The organism is Duganella sp. SG902, assembly GCF_013376005.1.
Classification (GTDB): Bacteria; Pseudomonadota; Gammaproteobacteria; order Burkholderiales; family Burkholderiaceae_D; genus Rugamonas.
Genome location: NZ_JABMJK010000009.1, coordinates 20,295 through 37,042 on the forward strand (window position 1 = coordinate 20,295; position 16,748 = coordinate 37,042).

A 16,748-nucleotide genomic window follows, 5' to 3' on the forward strand; every position below is an offset into this window, starting at 1 on the left:
GGTTGGCGTTCTTGTTTCTGTGGCAACGCTGCGCTGGAGCATGCTTTTTTTGGCCATACTGGACGCTTGTTCGACCAGCAGACCATCCAAGATGAGCAAAACGACCGACGACCATACGCCGCCGCTGGAACTGTGGGGCGGACTGGAAGCCACCGTCAACCGCGTGCGTGACCGCTACTTCAGCCAGATGGAACAAAACGGCCACGACAAGCGTATTTCCGACCTCGACCGCTTTGCCGCGCTGGGCATCACCGCCCTGCGCTACCCCGTGTTGTGGGAATTGATCGCGCCGGACGGCCTGGAGCGGGCCAACTGGTCCTGGCCCGACGAGCGCCTGCCGGCGTTGCGCGCGCTCGGCATCACGCCGATCGCCGGCCTGGTGCACCACGGCAGCGGCCCGCGTCACACCAGCCTGGTCGATCCCGGCTTCGCCGAACAACTGGCGGCATACGCCGGCGCCGTCGCCCGGCGCTATCCCTGGCTGGAGTACTACACGCCCGTCAACGAACCCTGCACCACGGCGCGCTTTTCCGGCCTGTACGGCCTGTGGTATCCGCACGAGCAAAGCGACCGCAGCTTTGTGCGCGCCTTGCTCAACCAGTGCCGCGGCGTGGCGCTGTCGATGCAGGCGATCCGCAAGATCAATCCCGCCGCCAAGCTGATCCAGACCGACGATCTCGGCAAAACCTACAGCACGCCGCCACTGGCGCACACCGCCGCGTTCTACAACCAGCGCCGCTGGCTGCCTTGGGACCTGCTGTGCGGCATGGTCGTGCCCGGCCACGCGCTGTGGGCCTATCTGCTCGAACATGGCGCCAGCGTCGCGGAACTGCGCTGGTTTGCCGAGCATCCCTGCCCGCCCGACATCATCGGCGTCAACTACTACATCACCAGCGAGCGCTGGCTCGACCATCGCGCCGAACACTACGCGCCCGGCGAGGTGGGCGCCGAGGGCTACGCCGACATCGTGGCCGCGCGCGCGCTGGCCACGCCGCGCCCCGGCATCGGGCCGCTGCTGGAGGAAGCCTGGCGCCGCTACCGGCTGCCGCTGGCGGTCACCGAGGCCCACATCGACGCGCCGCGCGAAGACCATCTGCGCTGGCTGGCCGAGATATGGCACGCCGCCCAGCAGGCGCGGCGGCGCGACATCGACGTGCGCGCCGTGACCGTGTGGTCGCTGCTGGGCTCCTTCGACTGGAACTGCCTGGTCACCGAGTGCAAGGGCTATTACGAAACCGGGCCGTACGACCTGCGCGGCCCGGAACCGCGCGCCACCGCGCTGGCCACGCTGATGCGGGAGCTGGCCAGCGGGCGGCCGCCCTCGAGCCCGGTCCTGCAGGGCCATGGCTGGTGGCGCCGTCCGCAACGCCTGCTCTATCCGGCCAGTCACATCGAGGACGCCGATCCCTGGCACGACCTGCTGCCATCCGCCGGCACGGCACAACCGCTGCTGATCGCCGGCGCCAGCGGCGCGTTGGGCCGCACCTTCGCCCGCCTGTGCGCCGAACGCCACCTGGCCTGCCTACCGCTCACGCGGCAGGAGATGGACATCGCCAACCCGGCGGCGGTGGAGGCGGCCATTTGCCGCTACCGGCCGTGGGCCATCGTCAACGCCGGCGGTTACGTGCCGCGCCCAGGCAGCGACTACGACGCCGAGCGCTGCCAGCGCGACAACGTGCAGGGCCCGGTGATCCTGGCGGCGGCCTGCGCGCGGCATGGCATCGGGCTGCTGAGCTTTTCCAGCGACCAGGTGTTTGATGGCGCGCGCGACCGGCCCTACGTGGAGAGCGACCCGGTCACCCCGTCCGGCGCGCATGGCCGCAACAAGGCCGAGGCCGAGCGGCGCGTGCTGGCCATGTATCCGGCCGCGCTGCTGGTGCGCACCAGCGCGCTGTTCGGCCCCGGCGATCCGCCGGGCCTGGCGGCCGGCGACCTGGCGGCCTCGCCCACCTACCTGCCCGATCTGGCCCATGCCTGCCTCGACCTGCTGATCGACCGCGAATCCGGCCTCTGGCACTTGAGCAACCCCGGCGGTGGCGGCCGCGCCACGCTGGGCAGCGAGCGCGGCCAGTTGCTGCCACCACTTGAGGATGCAATACAACGCTTTTTGGCCAGCCAGCCATGAATTAATTGCACGACCTCGCCACCGCGCGCTACACCAACGGCAAGTCCCAGGACATCAAGGCCGGCGGCGGCGTCTATTTCACCGCCGGCGCGGATTACCGCGTCAGCCCGGAATTCTCGATCCAGGGCACGCTGAACTTCCACGTGGACGACACCAACGCCGACAACGGCAGCATCAAGTTCAAGCGCTTCCCGGTGGAAGTGCTGGGCTACTACCACCTGAACAACCAATGGCGCATCGGCGCCGGCGTGCGTTACACCAGCGGCGCCAAATTGAGCAGCAGCGGCGCGGCCGCGGGCCTGAACGTCAAGTTCGACAACGCCGTCAGCGGCGTGCTGGAAGCGGAATACTTCTGGACCCCGAGCTTCGGCATGAAAATGCGCTACGTGAACGAGACCTTCAAGAAGTCCGGCTACGAGGACGTGAAGGCCAACCACGTCGGCATCTCCGCCAACTACTACTTCTAAGCCACAAGCCGGTTGCGCCGGCGGCGGCGCTGTGACAAGATGACTGATCCCGTTGCTTCCCCGATCAGGAGTCGCCATGTCCCAGCTGCCCTCGCTGCTTGCATTCCTGGTCGCCGCCGCCAACGCGCAGGACGCGCGGCCGGAGGGGCAGGAAGCCGGACTGTCCATACTAGACGGTGTAAACCAGGCCCGCGCCAGCGGCTACGTCTGCGGCGGCGCGGCCTATCCGCCCGCCCCTCCGCTGCGCTGGAACCAGCAACTGGCCGCGGCGGCGCAGGAACACAGCGCCGACATGGCGTCGCGCGGCAAGCTCGATCATGCGAGCAGCGATGGCGGTACGGTGCGGGAGCGCAGCCAGCGCGCGGGCTACTACTGGACGCGCATCGGCGAGAACATCGCCTACGGCCAGTGGACGCCGCAGGAGGTGCTGGCCACATGGCTGGCCAGCACGGCCCACTGCACCAACATCATGGACCGCGAATTCACGGAGATGGGTGCCGCCGCCAGCCGCACACAGGACGGCCGCGACGGCGTGATCTACTGGACGCAGGTGCTGGGCAGGCCGCGCTAGCGGCGGCTTACCACATCAGGTCATCAGGGATCTTGAAGTCGGCGTACGGGTCGTCCTCGTCCACCTCGGTGCTGGCTTGCTTGACGCGCACCACGATCTCCGGATTGCGCTCCGCGATCTTGTCCGCGATCACGCGCGGCACCAGCTCGTAGCCGCCGCCCTCGCCCACGATCACCAGACGGCCGGCCACGATGTGCTCGCGCACGGCCGCCGTGACGTAGATGCGTTCGATCTTGGTGCCGAAGGTGAAGTTGTAGGCGACGTCGCCGTTCCGGCCCTTGTCCTGCTTATTCTGCCGCACCATCTGCGTGATCTGCGCGGCGATGGCTTTTTGCTGGGCGGCGGCGTCGCGCTCGGCGTTGGCCTGGCGCGCCTTCTCGGCGTTCAGGCGCTGCAGCTCCTGCGCGGCCAGCTTGGCCTCGTCCACGGTTTCCACGCCAGCGCGGCGGTTGTCCTTCTGCTGCTTGCTCTTGTTCTGGTGGGCGACCTTGACTTTGCTCTTGTCGACCAAGCCGGCTTTTAATAACTGATCCGCTAGTCCCATGATGCTAACTCCTTATAAACGAAGGCGATAGCATAACATCATGCGGAACCGGCGCGATCACATCTGACTCTTGAAAAACTTCTCCGGCGAGATGCGGATGGCGGCGCCGGTCGGGCAGGCGCGCACGCAGGACGGCCCGCCCTTCAAGTCCTTGCACAAGTCGCATTTGACGGCCTTTTTCTGCACCGCCGGGTCGTAGTCGGCCTGACGCTCGCCGGGCGATGCACCAAGGCCGAACAGCAGCCACGAAAGGCCGCCGCCGCGCTTGGGCGGCTTGTCCACCGCCATCTGGATCACGCCATACGGACAATTGCGCTCGCAGTTGCCGCAACCGATGCAGGCGTCGCTGATGAACACCTCCCCTTGCAGCGAACGGCCGATGGCGTCCGGCGGACAGTCCTTCATGCAGTGCGGGTTCTCGCAGTGGCGGCAGGCGGTCGGCAGGTGGATGTTGGCAAAGGTCGGCCCCAGGGCGCGCTTCAAGCGCGAGGTGCCATTGTGCGTTTCCGCGCAGGCGGTCTCGCAGTTATTACACTGGATGCACATGGTCTCGTTGATCAGCAGGACATCCGAGGCCTCGCCCACGCCCTGCCCCAGCAGGAACTGCATCAACTCGCCGTCGCGGCTCTTGGTGTGCTCCAGCAGGACATTCTGCTCGGTGCGCGAGATGACCTGGTCCTCGACCGATTTGCGCCAGCTGGGATTGGCGATCAACTGATCGCGCACGGTTTCCGCGTCCAGCACCAGCGCCTCGGTCAGCACCGTGGCCGTCACCGTGGCGCTGCGCGGCGCATCGCGCAGCAGCGCCATCTCGCCGACGTAGTTACCGGCGGCGACGTACGACAGGATGCGCTCACCTCCGCGCACCTCGTCCTTGCGCGACACCGTGACCGAGCCGCGGCGGATCAGGTACATGCCGTCCGCCGGGTCGCCCTCCTTGAACAGCGTCTGCTTGGCCTCGTAACGCCTGACCGTGACGCCGCCGGCCACCAGCGCATCGATGGCGGTGCGCGACAGCATATTGCCGAGATAGTTGTAGATCGCGTTGCGCACGAAGACCATGTCCATGCGCTTGCGCACGTCGTCCACCGACGCGATCAGCTTGAGCATGGTGCGGCGCGGCGTTTCCATCAACACGCAATCGGCGCCGGCGCGGACAGTGGCGGTACGGCGGCGGCCGGAGATCAGGCCCATCTCGCCGAAATACTGGCCCTTTTCCAGCTTGATCTGGCGCACCTTGCCATCATTGCCGGTCAACTCGATTCCCACCGTGCCTTCCAAAATCGAGTAGAAGGTGTTGGTGTAGTCGAACTTGCGGAAGATGATGTCATCTTTGCGCGGTGTGAGCAGGGTGGAGTCCAGCATGAACTCGCGCAGCTGCAGCGTAGTGACGTGGCTAAACAGCGGGACGCCAGCCTTGATTTCATTGATGACCTTCGCCACCTGCACGCCCGGGCGCCACGGCACCAGTTTTTCACGCAGCAGCGCTTCATCGACCGGCTGCACCGGCTTGCCGACGATGGTTTGCACCACCTCGTAGCCCTGATTCATGGCCTGTTTGATCAGCGGGTAACCACCCAGCGCGCCGACGATGTACAGGCCCGGCACGTTGGACTCGTAGGAATCCGACAGCGCCGGCGTGGCGGCCGGATTCGCGTTCGGGAACACCACACCGAAGCTTTCGATCAGCTTGCGCGGCGGCGTCGCGCCCAGGCGGGCGATCACGCGGTGCGCGTGCACCAACTCCTCGCCGTGCTTGCCGTTGAAGACAAACAGCAGCGGCGTGTCGCTGGCCGGTTCGATGTATTTAGTGGTGGCGCTGTAGCGCACCTTGATCTTGCCGCTCTTTTCCGCCGCCGTGATCAGCACGCGGTTGCCCTCTTTGCAGGTGGCGAATTCCTCCTGGCGGTTCAGGATGTAGACCGTGTTCTTCTCGGCCAGCGCCAGCGCGTTCTCGATACCGGCATCGCCGGCGCCGACCACCACGATGGTCTCGCCGGAGAATTCGTCCGGATCGGACAGCGTGTACTGCACCTGCGGCAAATCCTCGCCCGGCACGCCCAGCTTGCGGATATTCCCCTGCAGGCCGATGGCCAGGATCACATGCTTCGCGCGCCAGGTGCTGGCGTTCCCCCCGTTGCCCTGGCTGGTCAACGTGAAGACACCAGTGTCGGCGTCGCGCACGATGGCGGAGACGCGCTGGCCATGCACCACGTTGACGGCCTGCTGTCCCATCTCCTCGTTCCAGGTGGACAGCAGGGCCTCGCGCTTGCCGGCGCTGAAACTCAGGTCGCTGCGCAGCGGCAGGATGCCCGGTTCGGCCATCACGTGCTTGCCCTTCTGGTACTGGTGGATGGTGTCGGACAAATGCGGCTGCGCTTCCAACAGCACGTGGCGCACGCCCAGCGCCTTGGCGCGGGCGGCGGCCGACAGGCCGGCCGGCCCAGAGCCGACGATAACGATCTCGTACAGTTCAGTAGCGTCCATGATTAATTCGCCTGCAGTGAAATGGTGCGCGACAGGCCTTGCAGGCCGTTCGCAAAAACGTCCGGCTTGAACGCATCCTCGTTGGCCAGCGACACGCGCAGCGCGGCCAGCTTGCGGTTCATCTCGGCCACGCCGGCCGCGCCGCCCAGCGCGCCCTGCTTCGCCAGCGACGACGACAGGCTGGAGATGGCCATGTAGGCCTGCTCGGCGCCGGCGTAGTCGGAGAACTGCTGGCGTTTGGCCTCATCGATCAGGCCTAGCAGCACCGCGCGCTGCATCAGCGGCGTGAAGCGCTGCTGTTCCAGCTTGTCGATATAGCGTTGGATGGTGATCGACAGCGCCGAGGCCAGCGCCAGCGGACCGGCGCCGCGGCCGGCGACGCCGGCGGCGCTATTGCCCGCCACCGCCTGGTGCAGTTGCGCGACTTGCGCGCTGAAGGCGTTGGCGCCTGCGGGGTCGGTGGCGCGCACGATGGCGCGCAGCATCAGCAGATTGCTGTCGTTGAGGCGCATGCGGCCCGGGCCCACGCCCAGGCGCGGCGTCCACTTCCTCTCGCTCATCGGGTGATGGCAGGCGTGGCAATCGAACAGCGCCAGTTCCGGGAACAGGCCATCACGCCCGCGCTTAGGATCGGTCAACGCGTCCAGCTGGTTCTTCGACGCCAGCGCCTGGCCGATGGCCCACAGGCGCACGCTGTCGTAATCGCCCTTGCGCTTGCGCCAGTCGTCATCGATTTTGTAGTGGGCCGGCGCCAGTTGGGCGAAGGTGTCCAGCTCAAAGCTCAGGCGCGGGTGGCCCGCGCCCATGATGCGATGCGAAACGAAGCGGCTGTTGTCGCCGACGTGGCAGGACAGGCACAACCTCGCCTGCTCCACCGGTTTCTCGGTCGGGTACATGCCCTTGGCGACGTTGTCCGCATGGGTGGCGCCGGGCGCGGTGTGCGAGCGGATCCACTTGTCGGCCGGGCCGTGGCAGGCCTCGCACCCGACGCCGTCGGACAGCATGTGGCGCTCGCCGCGCAGCGCCGGCGGCGGCGTGTGGGCGTGGCAGTCCAGGCATTCCTGCGCATTCTCCGCGCCCTGCTTGAGCCCCAGCTTGGCGGCGATGGAGCGCGACTGTGCGTTCAGCAGCACGGCATACGCCTTGGCATGCTTGTCGAGCCGCAGCCAGGTGGTGTATTCGTTCTGCTGCACGGTGGAGCCGGTCCACGGCGCCACCGCGCCGTGGCAGGTGCTGCTGGCGCAATTGACGGTGCCGACCGACTGGTGTGGCGACGCGTTGGGCAGCACTGGCGAAGTGCTGGAACTGGCGGCCAGCACCAGCCCGCAGGCCAGCATCAGGCAGGCGGACAGGATCCGTTTCATTTCTTTCCTTTCTGCGCGCGCGGCACATAGTCGCCGGGCACACCCTGATCGCTCACAGTCCAGACTTGCGCGTCAGGCTTTAAATACAGTTTAGCCATTTCGGCGGCGTTGAACGGGCGCGAGCCGATGCGGCCGAACACCGCGATCTGGCCGCCCGTCTCGTCGACCGCGCGGTCGCGGTCCAGGCCTTTGGACAGCGCCAGCGCCGGCGTGCGGGTGTGGCTCCATGCGATCAGCTGCGGCTTGGGCTCCGGCGAGAAACCGTAGAAACGCGGCTGCGTGTCCGGCGCCGTCAACTGCAGCACCTTGAGGCCATTGGCGCCGTCGGCCACGTAGCCGAACAGCGAGGCGTTGGTGGAGCCGACAATCACATCGCGCGCGTCATTCAGCTTGCCGTCGGCGTTGAACATCTGATAGACCTTCGGCTCCGCCGGCTTCTCGACATCGATGATGGCCAGGCCTTGCTTGCCCGCCGCGACGTAGGCGTAAGTGCGCGCCACGTAGACTTTGCGCGCATCGTCCAGCGCCACGCGACCCGGCAGCAGCGCCGGCTTGGCCGGCAGCGTCACGTCGACCACGCGCAGGCCGCTCCGGTCGGTCACGAACAGGTAGCGGAACTGCAGCGCCGAGGCGCGCGCGCCGTCCAGCGGAATGGTGGCCAGATGGCGCGGCTTGAGCGGATCGTCCAGATCAACGATCACCATGCCGGCGTCGGCGGCGATGTAGGCGATATGCCCGCCCAGCACAATGTGCTGCGCGCCGTTCAGCAGGCCGTTCGGATTCCATGTTAGCGCACGCTTGAGGAAGTTGTTGCGCGCCTCGCCGTCGGCCAGCGTGTCCACGTTCACCAGAATCAGGCCCTCCTGCGCATCGCTGATGGCGGCGTAATGATAGATCGGGTGGAACGGCTGCTCCTGGTTCGTCACGCGCATCAAGTCGCCCTGATTGCGGGTCGGCGCGATCGGCTGGTTGGTCGGCAGCGCCATGCAGGTGGCGTTCCTGGACGGCACCTGCGTGTTTTGTCCCAGCGGCGAATACGGCGCGGTGACGATACGCTGCGACACGCCCTTGTTGGCGATGCTGGCAACATCGTACACGCGCAAACCGCCCTTGCCTTCGGCGGTGAACAGGTACTCGCCGCGCAGTTGCAGGCAGTTGGCCGCGCCCTCGGTCGGATGCGAGTGCGTTTCGGTCAGCTCCATCTGACGCGCCTTGTGCTGCTCGTACCAGTCCGGATACGCGTAGCGTTGCAGATAGCTGCCCTTCACCGCCTGCGGCTCGTCCCACTCGGTGACGGTGGCCGCCTCCACGTGGCCCGCTTCGCCGATCCAGGCGTTGTAGCCGACGAAGTTGACGAAGTTGGTCCCTTGCAGCAGCAACTGCGCCATGATGGCGTTGTTGTCATTGGCCCTGGAAACGTGGCAATCGGAGCAGGTCTTGGTCTCCTCCTTGCGCTCGGTGTGCGGATAGTGTGGCGCAAACGCCTGCGACGAGAAGCCGCTGGCGGCGATCGGCGGCTGCTGGATGTAGATCTTCTCGCGGTTCGAGTTCACCGACGACAGCACCAGCGCGGAGCTGGAACGCACCGGCGTGATCTTCGATCCCTTGACCGGACCGGCCACGCCCAGCTGGAACATGTCGTCGCGCGCCACCTGCGGGTTGTACGAAGCGTAGTTGCGCGTTTCGCCGCCCTCGTAGTGCAGGCGTTCCGTCTTCCAGTTGGCCTGGATTGGCAAGTGGCAGCCGGCGCAGCTGGTGGTCCACGACAGGTGGCAGCTGTGGCAGCTCATCTTGTCGTTGTCGTGCGCCAGCTTGCCGACGCCCGGCCCCCACTTGCCTTGCTGGCCTTCCGGGCCGGCGCTCATCAACTTGGCGCGCGCGGCTTTCTCGTTGTAGTGCGGGTTGGCCGGATTGACCGAATCCTTCACCAGGCTGACTTCCCATTCCTTTTTCGGATCGGTGGCGGCGCGCTGATACAAGCGGCCTTCGCGCCACTCGAAACGCTGGCGGCCATCCTGCGTTTTCAGCAGCGACATATCCATGCCGCCCGGTTTGGCCGCCGGACCGCTGGTGCGCAAGGTCGGATATTTGGTGGCGCTGCCGTGGCAATCCACGCAATCGACCTCGATCGCCGCCGCCACTTCACCATAGATATGGCCATTGCTATGCGCGTCCTGCGAGAAGTGGCAGTCCACGCACTGCATGCCCTTCTCCATGTGGATGGAAGCCAGGTGCACGGTCTTCTTGAATTTATCCGGGTCGTTATCGTCGATGATATTGCCCTTGGCATCCAGCAGCGCACCCTTGCGGTCACGCTTGTAGATGGCGCGGAAATTCCAGCCGTGGCCGTGGTAGTCGGCGAACTGCGTATCCTTCAGCGTTGGATTCAGCTTGGAGACATTCTTCAGGAATTCCGGATCGCTCCAGTTGCCGCGCGTGGCCGCTTCTTCCGGATTGCGCGACTGGATGGCGCGGATCTCGGCGTCGGTCGGGTACTTCTGCTTCTTTGGCCACATGGCCGGCGCGTCCGATTCGTAGTCCCACATGGTGTAGCCGTAGAACGAGTTCACGAAAATGTTCGGCTGGTGCATATGGCAGGTCATGCACTGCGATGAGGGAATCGCGCGCGTGAATTCGTGCTTGATCGGATGGCCCGGCTCGTTCTTCGGAATCGTTGGATCGGCCGTCCTGGTCATGCCGCTGTTGCCGGCCGCCGCGTAAGGGCCGGAGTGCAGCGGGTCGCGGTCGTTGGCGTAGATGGTATGGCAGGCGGTGCAACCGGAGGAGCGATAATCGCCCGGCTGCTCGTTCGTCCCGAGGAACCACAGGTGCGGATCGTTCAGGCGCGTCTTGGTGATGTTGATGGCCGGGACGGCGATACGGCCGCCGGTGCCCGGACCGCGGTTGGACTGGTGTATGTCGGGACGGCCCGGTTCATCCAGCTTTTGCAGTGTGCCGGAGCTGTTCGGCAGACCGATTTCCGGGAATGCGCTGCTGATCACGCGGCCGCCGCGCTCGAACACGCGGAACACGTCGGCCGGTGCGATGGTCTCCCACGCCGGCAGTGGATACAGGCGATCGAGGATGCCCTTCTCCACAAACAGCTGGTTATCCACGCGCAGCGGATTGACGATGGCCGCCGCCGCGCCTTCCGGCGTGTACGACTCGCCGAGGATGTAGCGTTTATAAGGCAGGATGCCGTTGTTGTAGCTGGCGCCGCCCCACAGCATGGCGGACGTCGCCATCAGGCTGCGTTCCTGCGCCTGGATGATGGGCAGGTGGCAGGCGCCGCATGCGTCGCGCGCCACGCGCAGGTCGCCCGGATTGATGAAGCGGATGTAGGCTGGATGCTCCTGATTCAGCTTGGCGTAGGAACCTTGTGGATTGGCGGACGACGGGTACTTCCAGTACTTCTCGTTGCGCGGCAGGATGTGCGCGGCGTCCAGCGCCGAGCGGTAGGCCGGGCTGTCCGGCTTTCCTTCGCCGATGACGGAGGCATTGCCGCCGTGGCAGTCGGTGCAGCCCAGCACCACGCCGGGATTGGCGTGCATGGTGTGACGGTCGGTGACGGTGTGGCAGCTCAGGCAACCGGACGATTTGGCGTCGGCCTGCTGTTCGCTTTGCGCGGCGGGGGCGGCAGGCGCCATGATGTAGTCGCGCAGCGTCAGCACCGCCGTGGAATTGGCGCTCACCAGCGATACCGCCGCAGCCGCCATCAGCAGCAGCGCCAGTGCGAGGATGTGTTTAAACGCCTTCATGTCAGTAAGTCAGGACCATGTTGAATAAAACGGAATACAGCGTGCCCTGTTTGTCGCCATACAGGGCCTTGAGCGCTTTGCCGGGACGCAGCGCCGCGACCGAGCTGTTGATGATGACGTTCTGGTTGTAGAACGGCCGCCAGTGCATGCCCACCGACAGGTCGATGCCCATCTCCTTGGACGGCAACGCCTGCGCGCGCAGCACTTCCAGCACACGGGTGTCCATGAAGCGCAGATAGGAGACATTGCCGAACACGCGCAGTTCCGGCAGCAGGTCCATGTCCGCGCCCACGCCAACCAGCGCCAGGCCGGGATTGACGAAGTTGGACTGGCCTTCATCTTTCGATGACCGCAGCGAAGGCAATATGCCGTTGCGGCCGGACAGCGCCACGCCGCCGCCACCGATCAGCGGCAAACCTTGCCGGATCGAGAAGCTGGTATCGGAACCGGCGATCTGCGGGTTTTCCAGGATGGCGTCGAAGCCGGTGGACTTGTTGTCGTACGGGTCCTTGTCGCCGGAAGCCAGCACCAGCGAGGCGCGTGCGCGTATCCAGCTGAAGTCGCGCGACAGTTCGCTGGCGTGGAAGCCCGCGCGGATCCGCTGCGCGCCATGCGCCAGCGGGTCGTGTTCGTTGTGGCCGAACGCCAGATACGTGGCCGTGGACAGGTTCCACGCGCCGATATGCCCGTCGCCGCTGTAGCCCAGGTAGGTGACGTGGTAGCGGTGCGAGCGCAAATCGCCCAGGAAAGCCGGACGCACCAGGAAGCCGTTGGTGTCGTAGGCTTTTTCGGTGTCCGCATTGCGGTTGTGGACGACGCTGGCCTGCGACGTGAAGCCGACCCACGGCCAGTCTTGGCGATACAAGTTGGCCAGATAGACCTGATCCTTGCGCAGTCCTTTGCCGACCGCGTTCAAGCCGCTGTTGCTGTCTTTCTCGAAGCGCGCGAACGCGGCGATGTTGTACTGCCAGCGGTTGTTGTCGCGATTGCCGAACAAGCGCACGCCGAACGGCGAGTCCTGAAACAGGAAGCCCCGGAAATCGTTGGTGAACGGCTGGATGCCAACCCGCAGGCTGTCGAAGTCGTAGCGGTCGGAGACGTTGCGCAGGTGGACGTCCGCGAACATCTCCTGTATGCCCACGAAGTTGTCGGTACGGCGCTTGCCCTGCGATGGGTCGATGCGCAGCGCGCCCGCCTCCTGCACCAAGGCGCGGTTGAAGTTGAACACCGGGACGAAGCGCAGTTCATAGTCCGGCGGCCGGAACGTGGTGTCGCCCTTGATCAGCCCCAGGTTCAGAATCAGGTTCTGCACCATCACCGTTTGCTGGCCGCGCCCGAAGATGTCGTTGGCGCCCGGCGCGATGCCGATCTGGCCGGCCACCGGCGTCGGCAGGCGGCGCAGCTCCAGCAGCGAGTCGGAGACCACGCCGAGGTTGAAGAACAGATCCGGCGCGTACTGCTTGAGGACGGGCAGGTCGGCTTTCAGGGCGTTCTGGTTGTATGGGTCATACCATGGGAACTTGAAGCCCAAGGTTTGCATCAGGCGCCAGCGGTCCGCTATCGGCAGGGATTCACGCGGCAGGTTGGCTTGCGGCGGCGGCACCTGCGATGGATCGATCGCAGGCAGAACGGCCAGTTGCGGCACGCCGGCGTTTGCGCCCGGACGTGCGGGCGTGATGCCATCGGCGGCTTCCGGAGCGCGTGCCGCGCCGGGGGCGTCGAAGACCTCTATCGTCATTTCCCCATATTCCGCAGGCACCATCTGGATCCAGCCGGCGCGCTGTGCATCCAGCGGCACCTTGTACCAGTCGCCGCGCTGCTCAAGAATACCAACCATCGCGCCGCGCGACAGCTCGGCCAGCGGCAGCGACTTGGCCGAAGGTTCGGCGCGCACCGGTACGGTGACGGCCAGCACCTGCAACTGCTGCGGCGCAGCCTGCGCGGCGACCGCCACCAGAACTGCAGCCACACCAAAAGAGAACGCGGTTTTATATGCCATCACACACGCTCTGCTCTGTGCTGTTGTTGAACGGCGCCTGCGGGCACTGGGCATAACGCAGGTTGCGGCCTTTCGGCGCCAGCGTGTCAGCGCGGCGCGACGCCGGCGCGTGGCCGATACCGGTCTTGAGCGACGACGCCGCGCGCGACACGCCCAGCATACCGATCATGTCATCCTGATCGACGCCGTCGCCGGACACGCCGATCGCGCCGATCAAGGTTGTGCCGCGATAAATCGGGAAGCCGCCGGGGAAAGTCTGCATGCCGTTTTCCAGCCCGATCGCGTTGCCGGTGCAGCTGCGATTGGCCGACGACGGCGACAGGATCGCGCCTACCAGCGACGGATATACCAGATCCAGTTGCAGGCCGACGTTGAACGGGCTCCATGTGGCCGTGGTCTTGGACAACGGCCCGGCCGGATTGCCATCTATCCCGTCCGGGAAATTAGGCCGCGCTATATTGCCGATCGCGCGCGCCGAAAACGCCACGCCGTCGCTGAACGCCGCCGCGTTCCCAAAGAAGCTGCGCGATGACGCCATATAGCCATCCACGCCAAACAACGCGCCCTGCTTGAGCGAACCGTTGAAGTAGCCCAGCTGCGGCAAGGCGGAAATCGCCGACGACGCGCCGGCCGACGAGAAGAACGCCGCCGTGCGCGCCTTCTGCAGGGACACGTCCACGCCGAACACCGGCCCGTCGCCACTGCGTGCGAGACCCAGCACATGGCCTCCCGCATCGACGATCGATACCGTCACCTCCGCCGCCGATCCGACCGGAATGCGGATCTGCGCGCGCGCCTGCGCCGCCACGCCCAGCGCCTGCGACAGCAGCTCCTGTACCTCCACCGCGCTCATGCCGGCGCCACCGGAAGCAACTGGCAACGGCGATAGCGAGGCGCTGGCCGGATACCGGTTGCCCTGCGCCGCGTTCACCAGGATCTGCGAACCGCCCTGCGCGACAAAGCCGGACGCCGGCTCGCCAAATGCCGTACCGGCCAGGATGCCGGCGCCGTCGTAGTAGCCATCCACCGCCAGCAGGCCGCCCGCCATGCCGCTGACGCGCGTGGCCGTGACGGCGACCGGCTGCGAGGCCGAATTCGCGTACGTCAGCGTCACGCCGCCGGCCGTGATGCGGTCGGCGTGGATGCAATCCGGCGCCGCAAAACCGCTCTGCGCCGACAAGGCGATACGCTCATCCAGATCCGCGCCGCTGGTGGTTGGCGAGGGATCGAGTCCGTACACACCATCGGCGATGACACCCACGCCGCCCACCACCCGGCCGTTTTTATATAACGGGAAACCGCCCGGATCAGCGGCCAGGCCCAACGGCGAGCGCTTGGGGCCAATGCCGATGCCGGCGCCGCGTTGAACCAGATCGCCGCAAGGCAGTTGGCTGAACTGCACGCCAAACAGCGGACCGCCGGCGGTCTGCGCGATGCCCGGCACAAAGTGGTCCTGCACGATAAAGCTCGCCGTACGGGTGCTGAATGCGTTGCCGGACGAGGACAGATAGGCGCCAGTCAGCGCCTTGGCCACCGCCGCGAGGTCGGAGCCGATCAGGCCACTCAGGCCGTCCAGTCCTTGCGGATTGTCCGCGCTGTTCTTGCCGCTGCCGCTGAGGATATTCACCGTGGCGCCGGCGCCCGTCATGCGATAAACCGCCAGCACGTTGCCGGCGCGGTCCACCACCGCGATGGTGGCCTTGGCGCCCAGTTTGGAGGCCGCCTCCGCGCCTTGGGCCAATACCTGCTCCACTTCCGCCGCCGTGATGGACTGTGGCGTGGCGGCCGGCGTGAAGCAGGCGCCGGAAGATCCGCCCCCCGTGCCGCCGCCTCCAGCCGTGCCGCCGGACGAGCCGCCACCACCGCTGCACGCCGTCAGCATGGCCAGCGCCACCGCCAACACACCAGCCCACGGGCCGGCTCCCAGCCGGCGCGGAACGCGGCCCGTGGCGCCGCGTACTTTCGTGATTCGCTGCGCGCTCATGGCTTCATCGCCTTCGCCGCTTGAGGACCGGCATGCAGATCAGGCATGTGATAACCGTGGCACATCGCGCAATCCGACTTCACCTTGCCGACCACCGGCTCGGTGCCGGCATGGCAATCGCGGCACTCTTTAATGGTCGGCATCAGCACATCGCTGGACTTGCCCGACTTGGCTGCCAGGTGGCAGTCCGCGCATGGAGCCTGGCGGTGGGCGGCGTGATCGAAACCGGCTTTCGGCATCCACGCGTGCTGCGGCGTGACCGGTGCGATCTTCCACTGCGGCAGATCGGCGCCCGGCGTACCGACCTTGCCCGGACCGGGCACGCGGCTCACATCGTGGCAGACCACGCACGAGGTTTTCTCGAACAGTTCGGTCGCGGCGGCGGCGGCGCGTGCGCGCGCATCGCCCGGGCCTTGCACGAAACTGGCCGGCGCGCGCTGCGCGTCGCCCGGGCGAACCGTGAACACCGGACCGTTGACCGGCGGCGTATCGATGGCGACCTTGCTGCTGTTGACGTAGCCATAGAACTCGCGCAACGTGGACAGCACTTCGGCCGGCGATCCGTGCGGCACCTGGCGCTGCGACAGCGCCGGCTCGAAAGCCAGCGTGTGGCAGGACTGGCAGTCGCGCTGCATGGTCACGCGCTGGAAGCCGGCGCCGCTCTCGGTCGGGCGGTGGCAGCTTGCACATTCCAGCCGGGTCTTGCCATTCGGGCCGGCGATGCCGCCCACGGCCAAGTGTTTATCGTGCGGGAACTTGAGCGTATTGGCCTGGCCGATCGGCTGGCTGCCCTGGCGCAGGCGCACAAAAGTGGTTTCCGAAGCCGCCACCTGCACGCGAAACTGCGGGTGCGCCTTGGCGAAGTCCTTGACGTTGGCGACTTGCGTCCCGGGCAGCTTGCTTTCCAGGTCGCCGTGGCAGGACGCGCAACCAGCGCCGATATAGCGGCGATTCTGCGACACCAGCCCTTCCGCGCCCTGGTGGTCGCGGTGGCAGGTGGCGCAGCGGGTTTCGTGCAGCGCCGGCATCGACGCGATCTTGTCGGCCACGTGGTTGCCGATACCGCGATGGCACGCAAGGCAGTCCTTGTCCTGCACCTGCTGGAACGGCGCGGAATGGCAGGACTTGCAGTCCAGTCCAAACGGCTGATGCGACGACGACAACGTACCGGGATTCCATTGCGCGTCCAGTCCAAAAGCGGTCGGCGAGGCGCGCACGAACGCATGGTTAAGCACCGGCGCGGCGGCCGGCGTCTTGCGCAGCTTGGTGGCCTGCTCTTCCACCGGTTGGAATACCGCGGGCCACATCGAGGCCATCACCGGCAGCACCAGGGCGCCCAGCAGCACCAGCACAAACAGCAGCCATGACATGCCGCGCCGGCCGACCAGCGGACGTTGCAGCGCGTCGATCTCCTTCTGGAGCTTATCGTTGTTACGGGATTGCATAAGC

Annotated in this window: 10 protein-coding genes; 3 read left to right on the forward strand and 7 right to left on the reverse strand. The window is 66.2% G+C overall.

Annotation, left to right across the window (positions count from 1 at the left end; genetic code table 11):
* The first annotated feature begins 91 nt into the window (after positions 1-91).
* The 3 genes from FHW83_RS18975 to FHW83_RS18985 all read left to right on the forward strand — a co-directional run bounded on the left by FHW83_RS18975 (position 92) and on the right by FHW83_RS18985 (position 3,163).
* On the forward strand, positions 92-2,125 hold the full coding sequence (locus FHW83_RS18975) for a sugar nucleotide-binding protein (protein ID WP_176647913.1): 2,034 nt from the start codon (positions 92-94) through the stop codon (positions 2,123-2,125).
* 5 nt (positions 2,126-2,130) lie between these two features.
* On the forward strand, positions 2,131-2,592 hold the full coding sequence (locus tag FHW83_RS18980) for an outer membrane beta-barrel protein (protein WP_176647914.1): 462 nt from the start codon (positions 2,131-2,133) through the stop codon (positions 2,590-2,592).
* A gap of 76 nt (positions 2,593-2,668) precedes the next feature.
* Positions 2,669-3,163, forward strand: coding sequence for a CAP domain-containing protein (locus FHW83_RS18985; protein WP_176647915.1), 495 nt, complete (start codon positions 2,669-2,671; stop codon positions 3,161-3,163).
* A gap of 7 nt (positions 3,164-3,170) precedes the next feature.
* Here FHW83_RS18985 and FHW83_RS18990 read toward each other — a convergent pair whose 3' ends face one another.
* The 7 genes from FHW83_RS18990 to FHW83_RS19020 are packed head-to-tail and all read right to left on the reverse strand — an operon-like array spanning position 3,171 to position 16,744.
* Positions 3,171-3,707: a DUF2058 domain-containing protein gene (locus FHW83_RS18990; RefSeq protein ID WP_218106353.1), complete on the reverse strand. Its 537-nt coding sequence runs from the start codon at positions 3,705-3,707 to the stop codon at positions 3,171-3,173.
* A 57-nt stretch (positions 3,708-3,764) separates the two neighbouring features.
* A complete protein-coding gene (locus FHW83_RS18995) occupies positions 3,765-6,194 on the reverse strand; it encodes a cyclic nucleotide-binding domain-containing protein (RefSeq protein ID WP_176647916.1) in 2,430 nt (809 codons plus the stop codon).
* Between the two features lie 2 nt (positions 6,195-6,196).
* A complete protein-coding gene (locus FHW83_RS19000; protein ID WP_176647917.1) occupies positions 6,197-7,558 on the reverse strand; it encodes a multiheme c-type cytochrome in 1,362 nt (453 codons plus the stop codon).
* Complete coding sequence (locus FHW83_RS19005) at positions 7,555-11,316, reverse strand: multiheme c-type cytochrome (RefSeq protein ID WP_176647918.1); 3,762 nt, start codon at positions 11,314-11,316, stop codon at positions 7,555-7,557. Before FHW83_RS19005 ends, FHW83_RS19000 begins: the two co-directional genes overlap by 4 nt.
* 1 nt (position 11,317) lies before the next feature.
* Positions 11,318-13,315 (reverse strand): SH3 domain-containing protein, encoded by a 1,998-nt coding sequence (locus FHW83_RS19010; RefSeq protein ID WP_229224272.1) that lies wholly within the window; start codon positions 13,313-13,315, stop codon positions 11,318-11,320.
* Complete coding sequence (locus FHW83_RS19015; RefSeq protein ID WP_176647920.1) at positions 13,305-15,299, reverse strand: heme-binding protein; 1,995 nt, start codon at positions 15,297-15,299, stop codon at positions 13,305-13,307. The genes FHW83_RS19010 and FHW83_RS19015 overlap by 11 nt, the downstream gene beginning before the upstream one ends.
* Positions 15,296-16,744 (reverse strand): cytochrome c3 family protein, encoded by a 1,449-nt coding sequence (locus FHW83_RS19020; protein ID WP_176647921.1) that lies wholly within the window; start codon positions 16,742-16,744, stop codon positions 15,296-15,298. Before FHW83_RS19020 ends, FHW83_RS19015 begins: the two co-directional genes overlap by 4 nt.
* Between the last annotated feature and the right edge of the window lie 4 nt (positions 16,745-16,748).

Bases quoted from the DNA above. Each gene is read 5' to 3' on its own strand.
- FHW83_RS18975 (WP_176647913.1), top strand. From the start codon at position 92: ATGAGCAAAACGACCGACGACCATACGCCGCCGCTGGAACTGTGGGGC.
- FHW83_RS18985 (WP_176647915.1), top strand. From the start codon at position 2,669: ATGTCCCAGCTGCCCTCGCTGCTTGCATTCCTGGTCGCCGCCGCCAAC.
- FHW83_RS18990 (WP_218106353.1), bottom strand. From the start codon at position 3,707: ATGGGACTAGCGGATCAGTTATTAAAAGCCGGCTTGGTCGACAAGAGC.
- FHW83_RS18995 (WP_176647916.1), bottom strand. From the start codon at position 6,194: ATGGACGCTACTGAACTGTACGAGATCGTTATCGTCGGCTCTGGGCCG.
- FHW83_RS19000 (WP_176647917.1), bottom strand. From the start codon at position 7,558: ATGAAACGGATCCTGTCCGCCTGCCTGATGCTGGCCTGCGGGCTGGTG.
- FHW83_RS19005 (WP_176647918.1), bottom strand. From the start codon at position 11,316: ATGAAGGCGTTTAAACACATCCTCGCACTGGCGCTGCTGCTGATGGCG.
- FHW83_RS19010 (WP_229224272.1), bottom strand. From the start codon at position 13,315: ATGGCATATAAAACCGCGTTCTCTTTTGGTGTGGCTGCAGTTCTGGTG.
- FHW83_RS19015 (WP_176647920.1), bottom strand. From the start codon at position 15,299: ATGAGCGCGCAGCGAATCACGAAAGTACGCGGCGCCACGGGCCGCGTT.
- FHW83_RS19020 (WP_176647921.1), bottom strand. From the start codon at position 16,744: ATGCAATCCCGTAACAACGATAAGCTCCAGAAGGAGATCGACGCGCTG.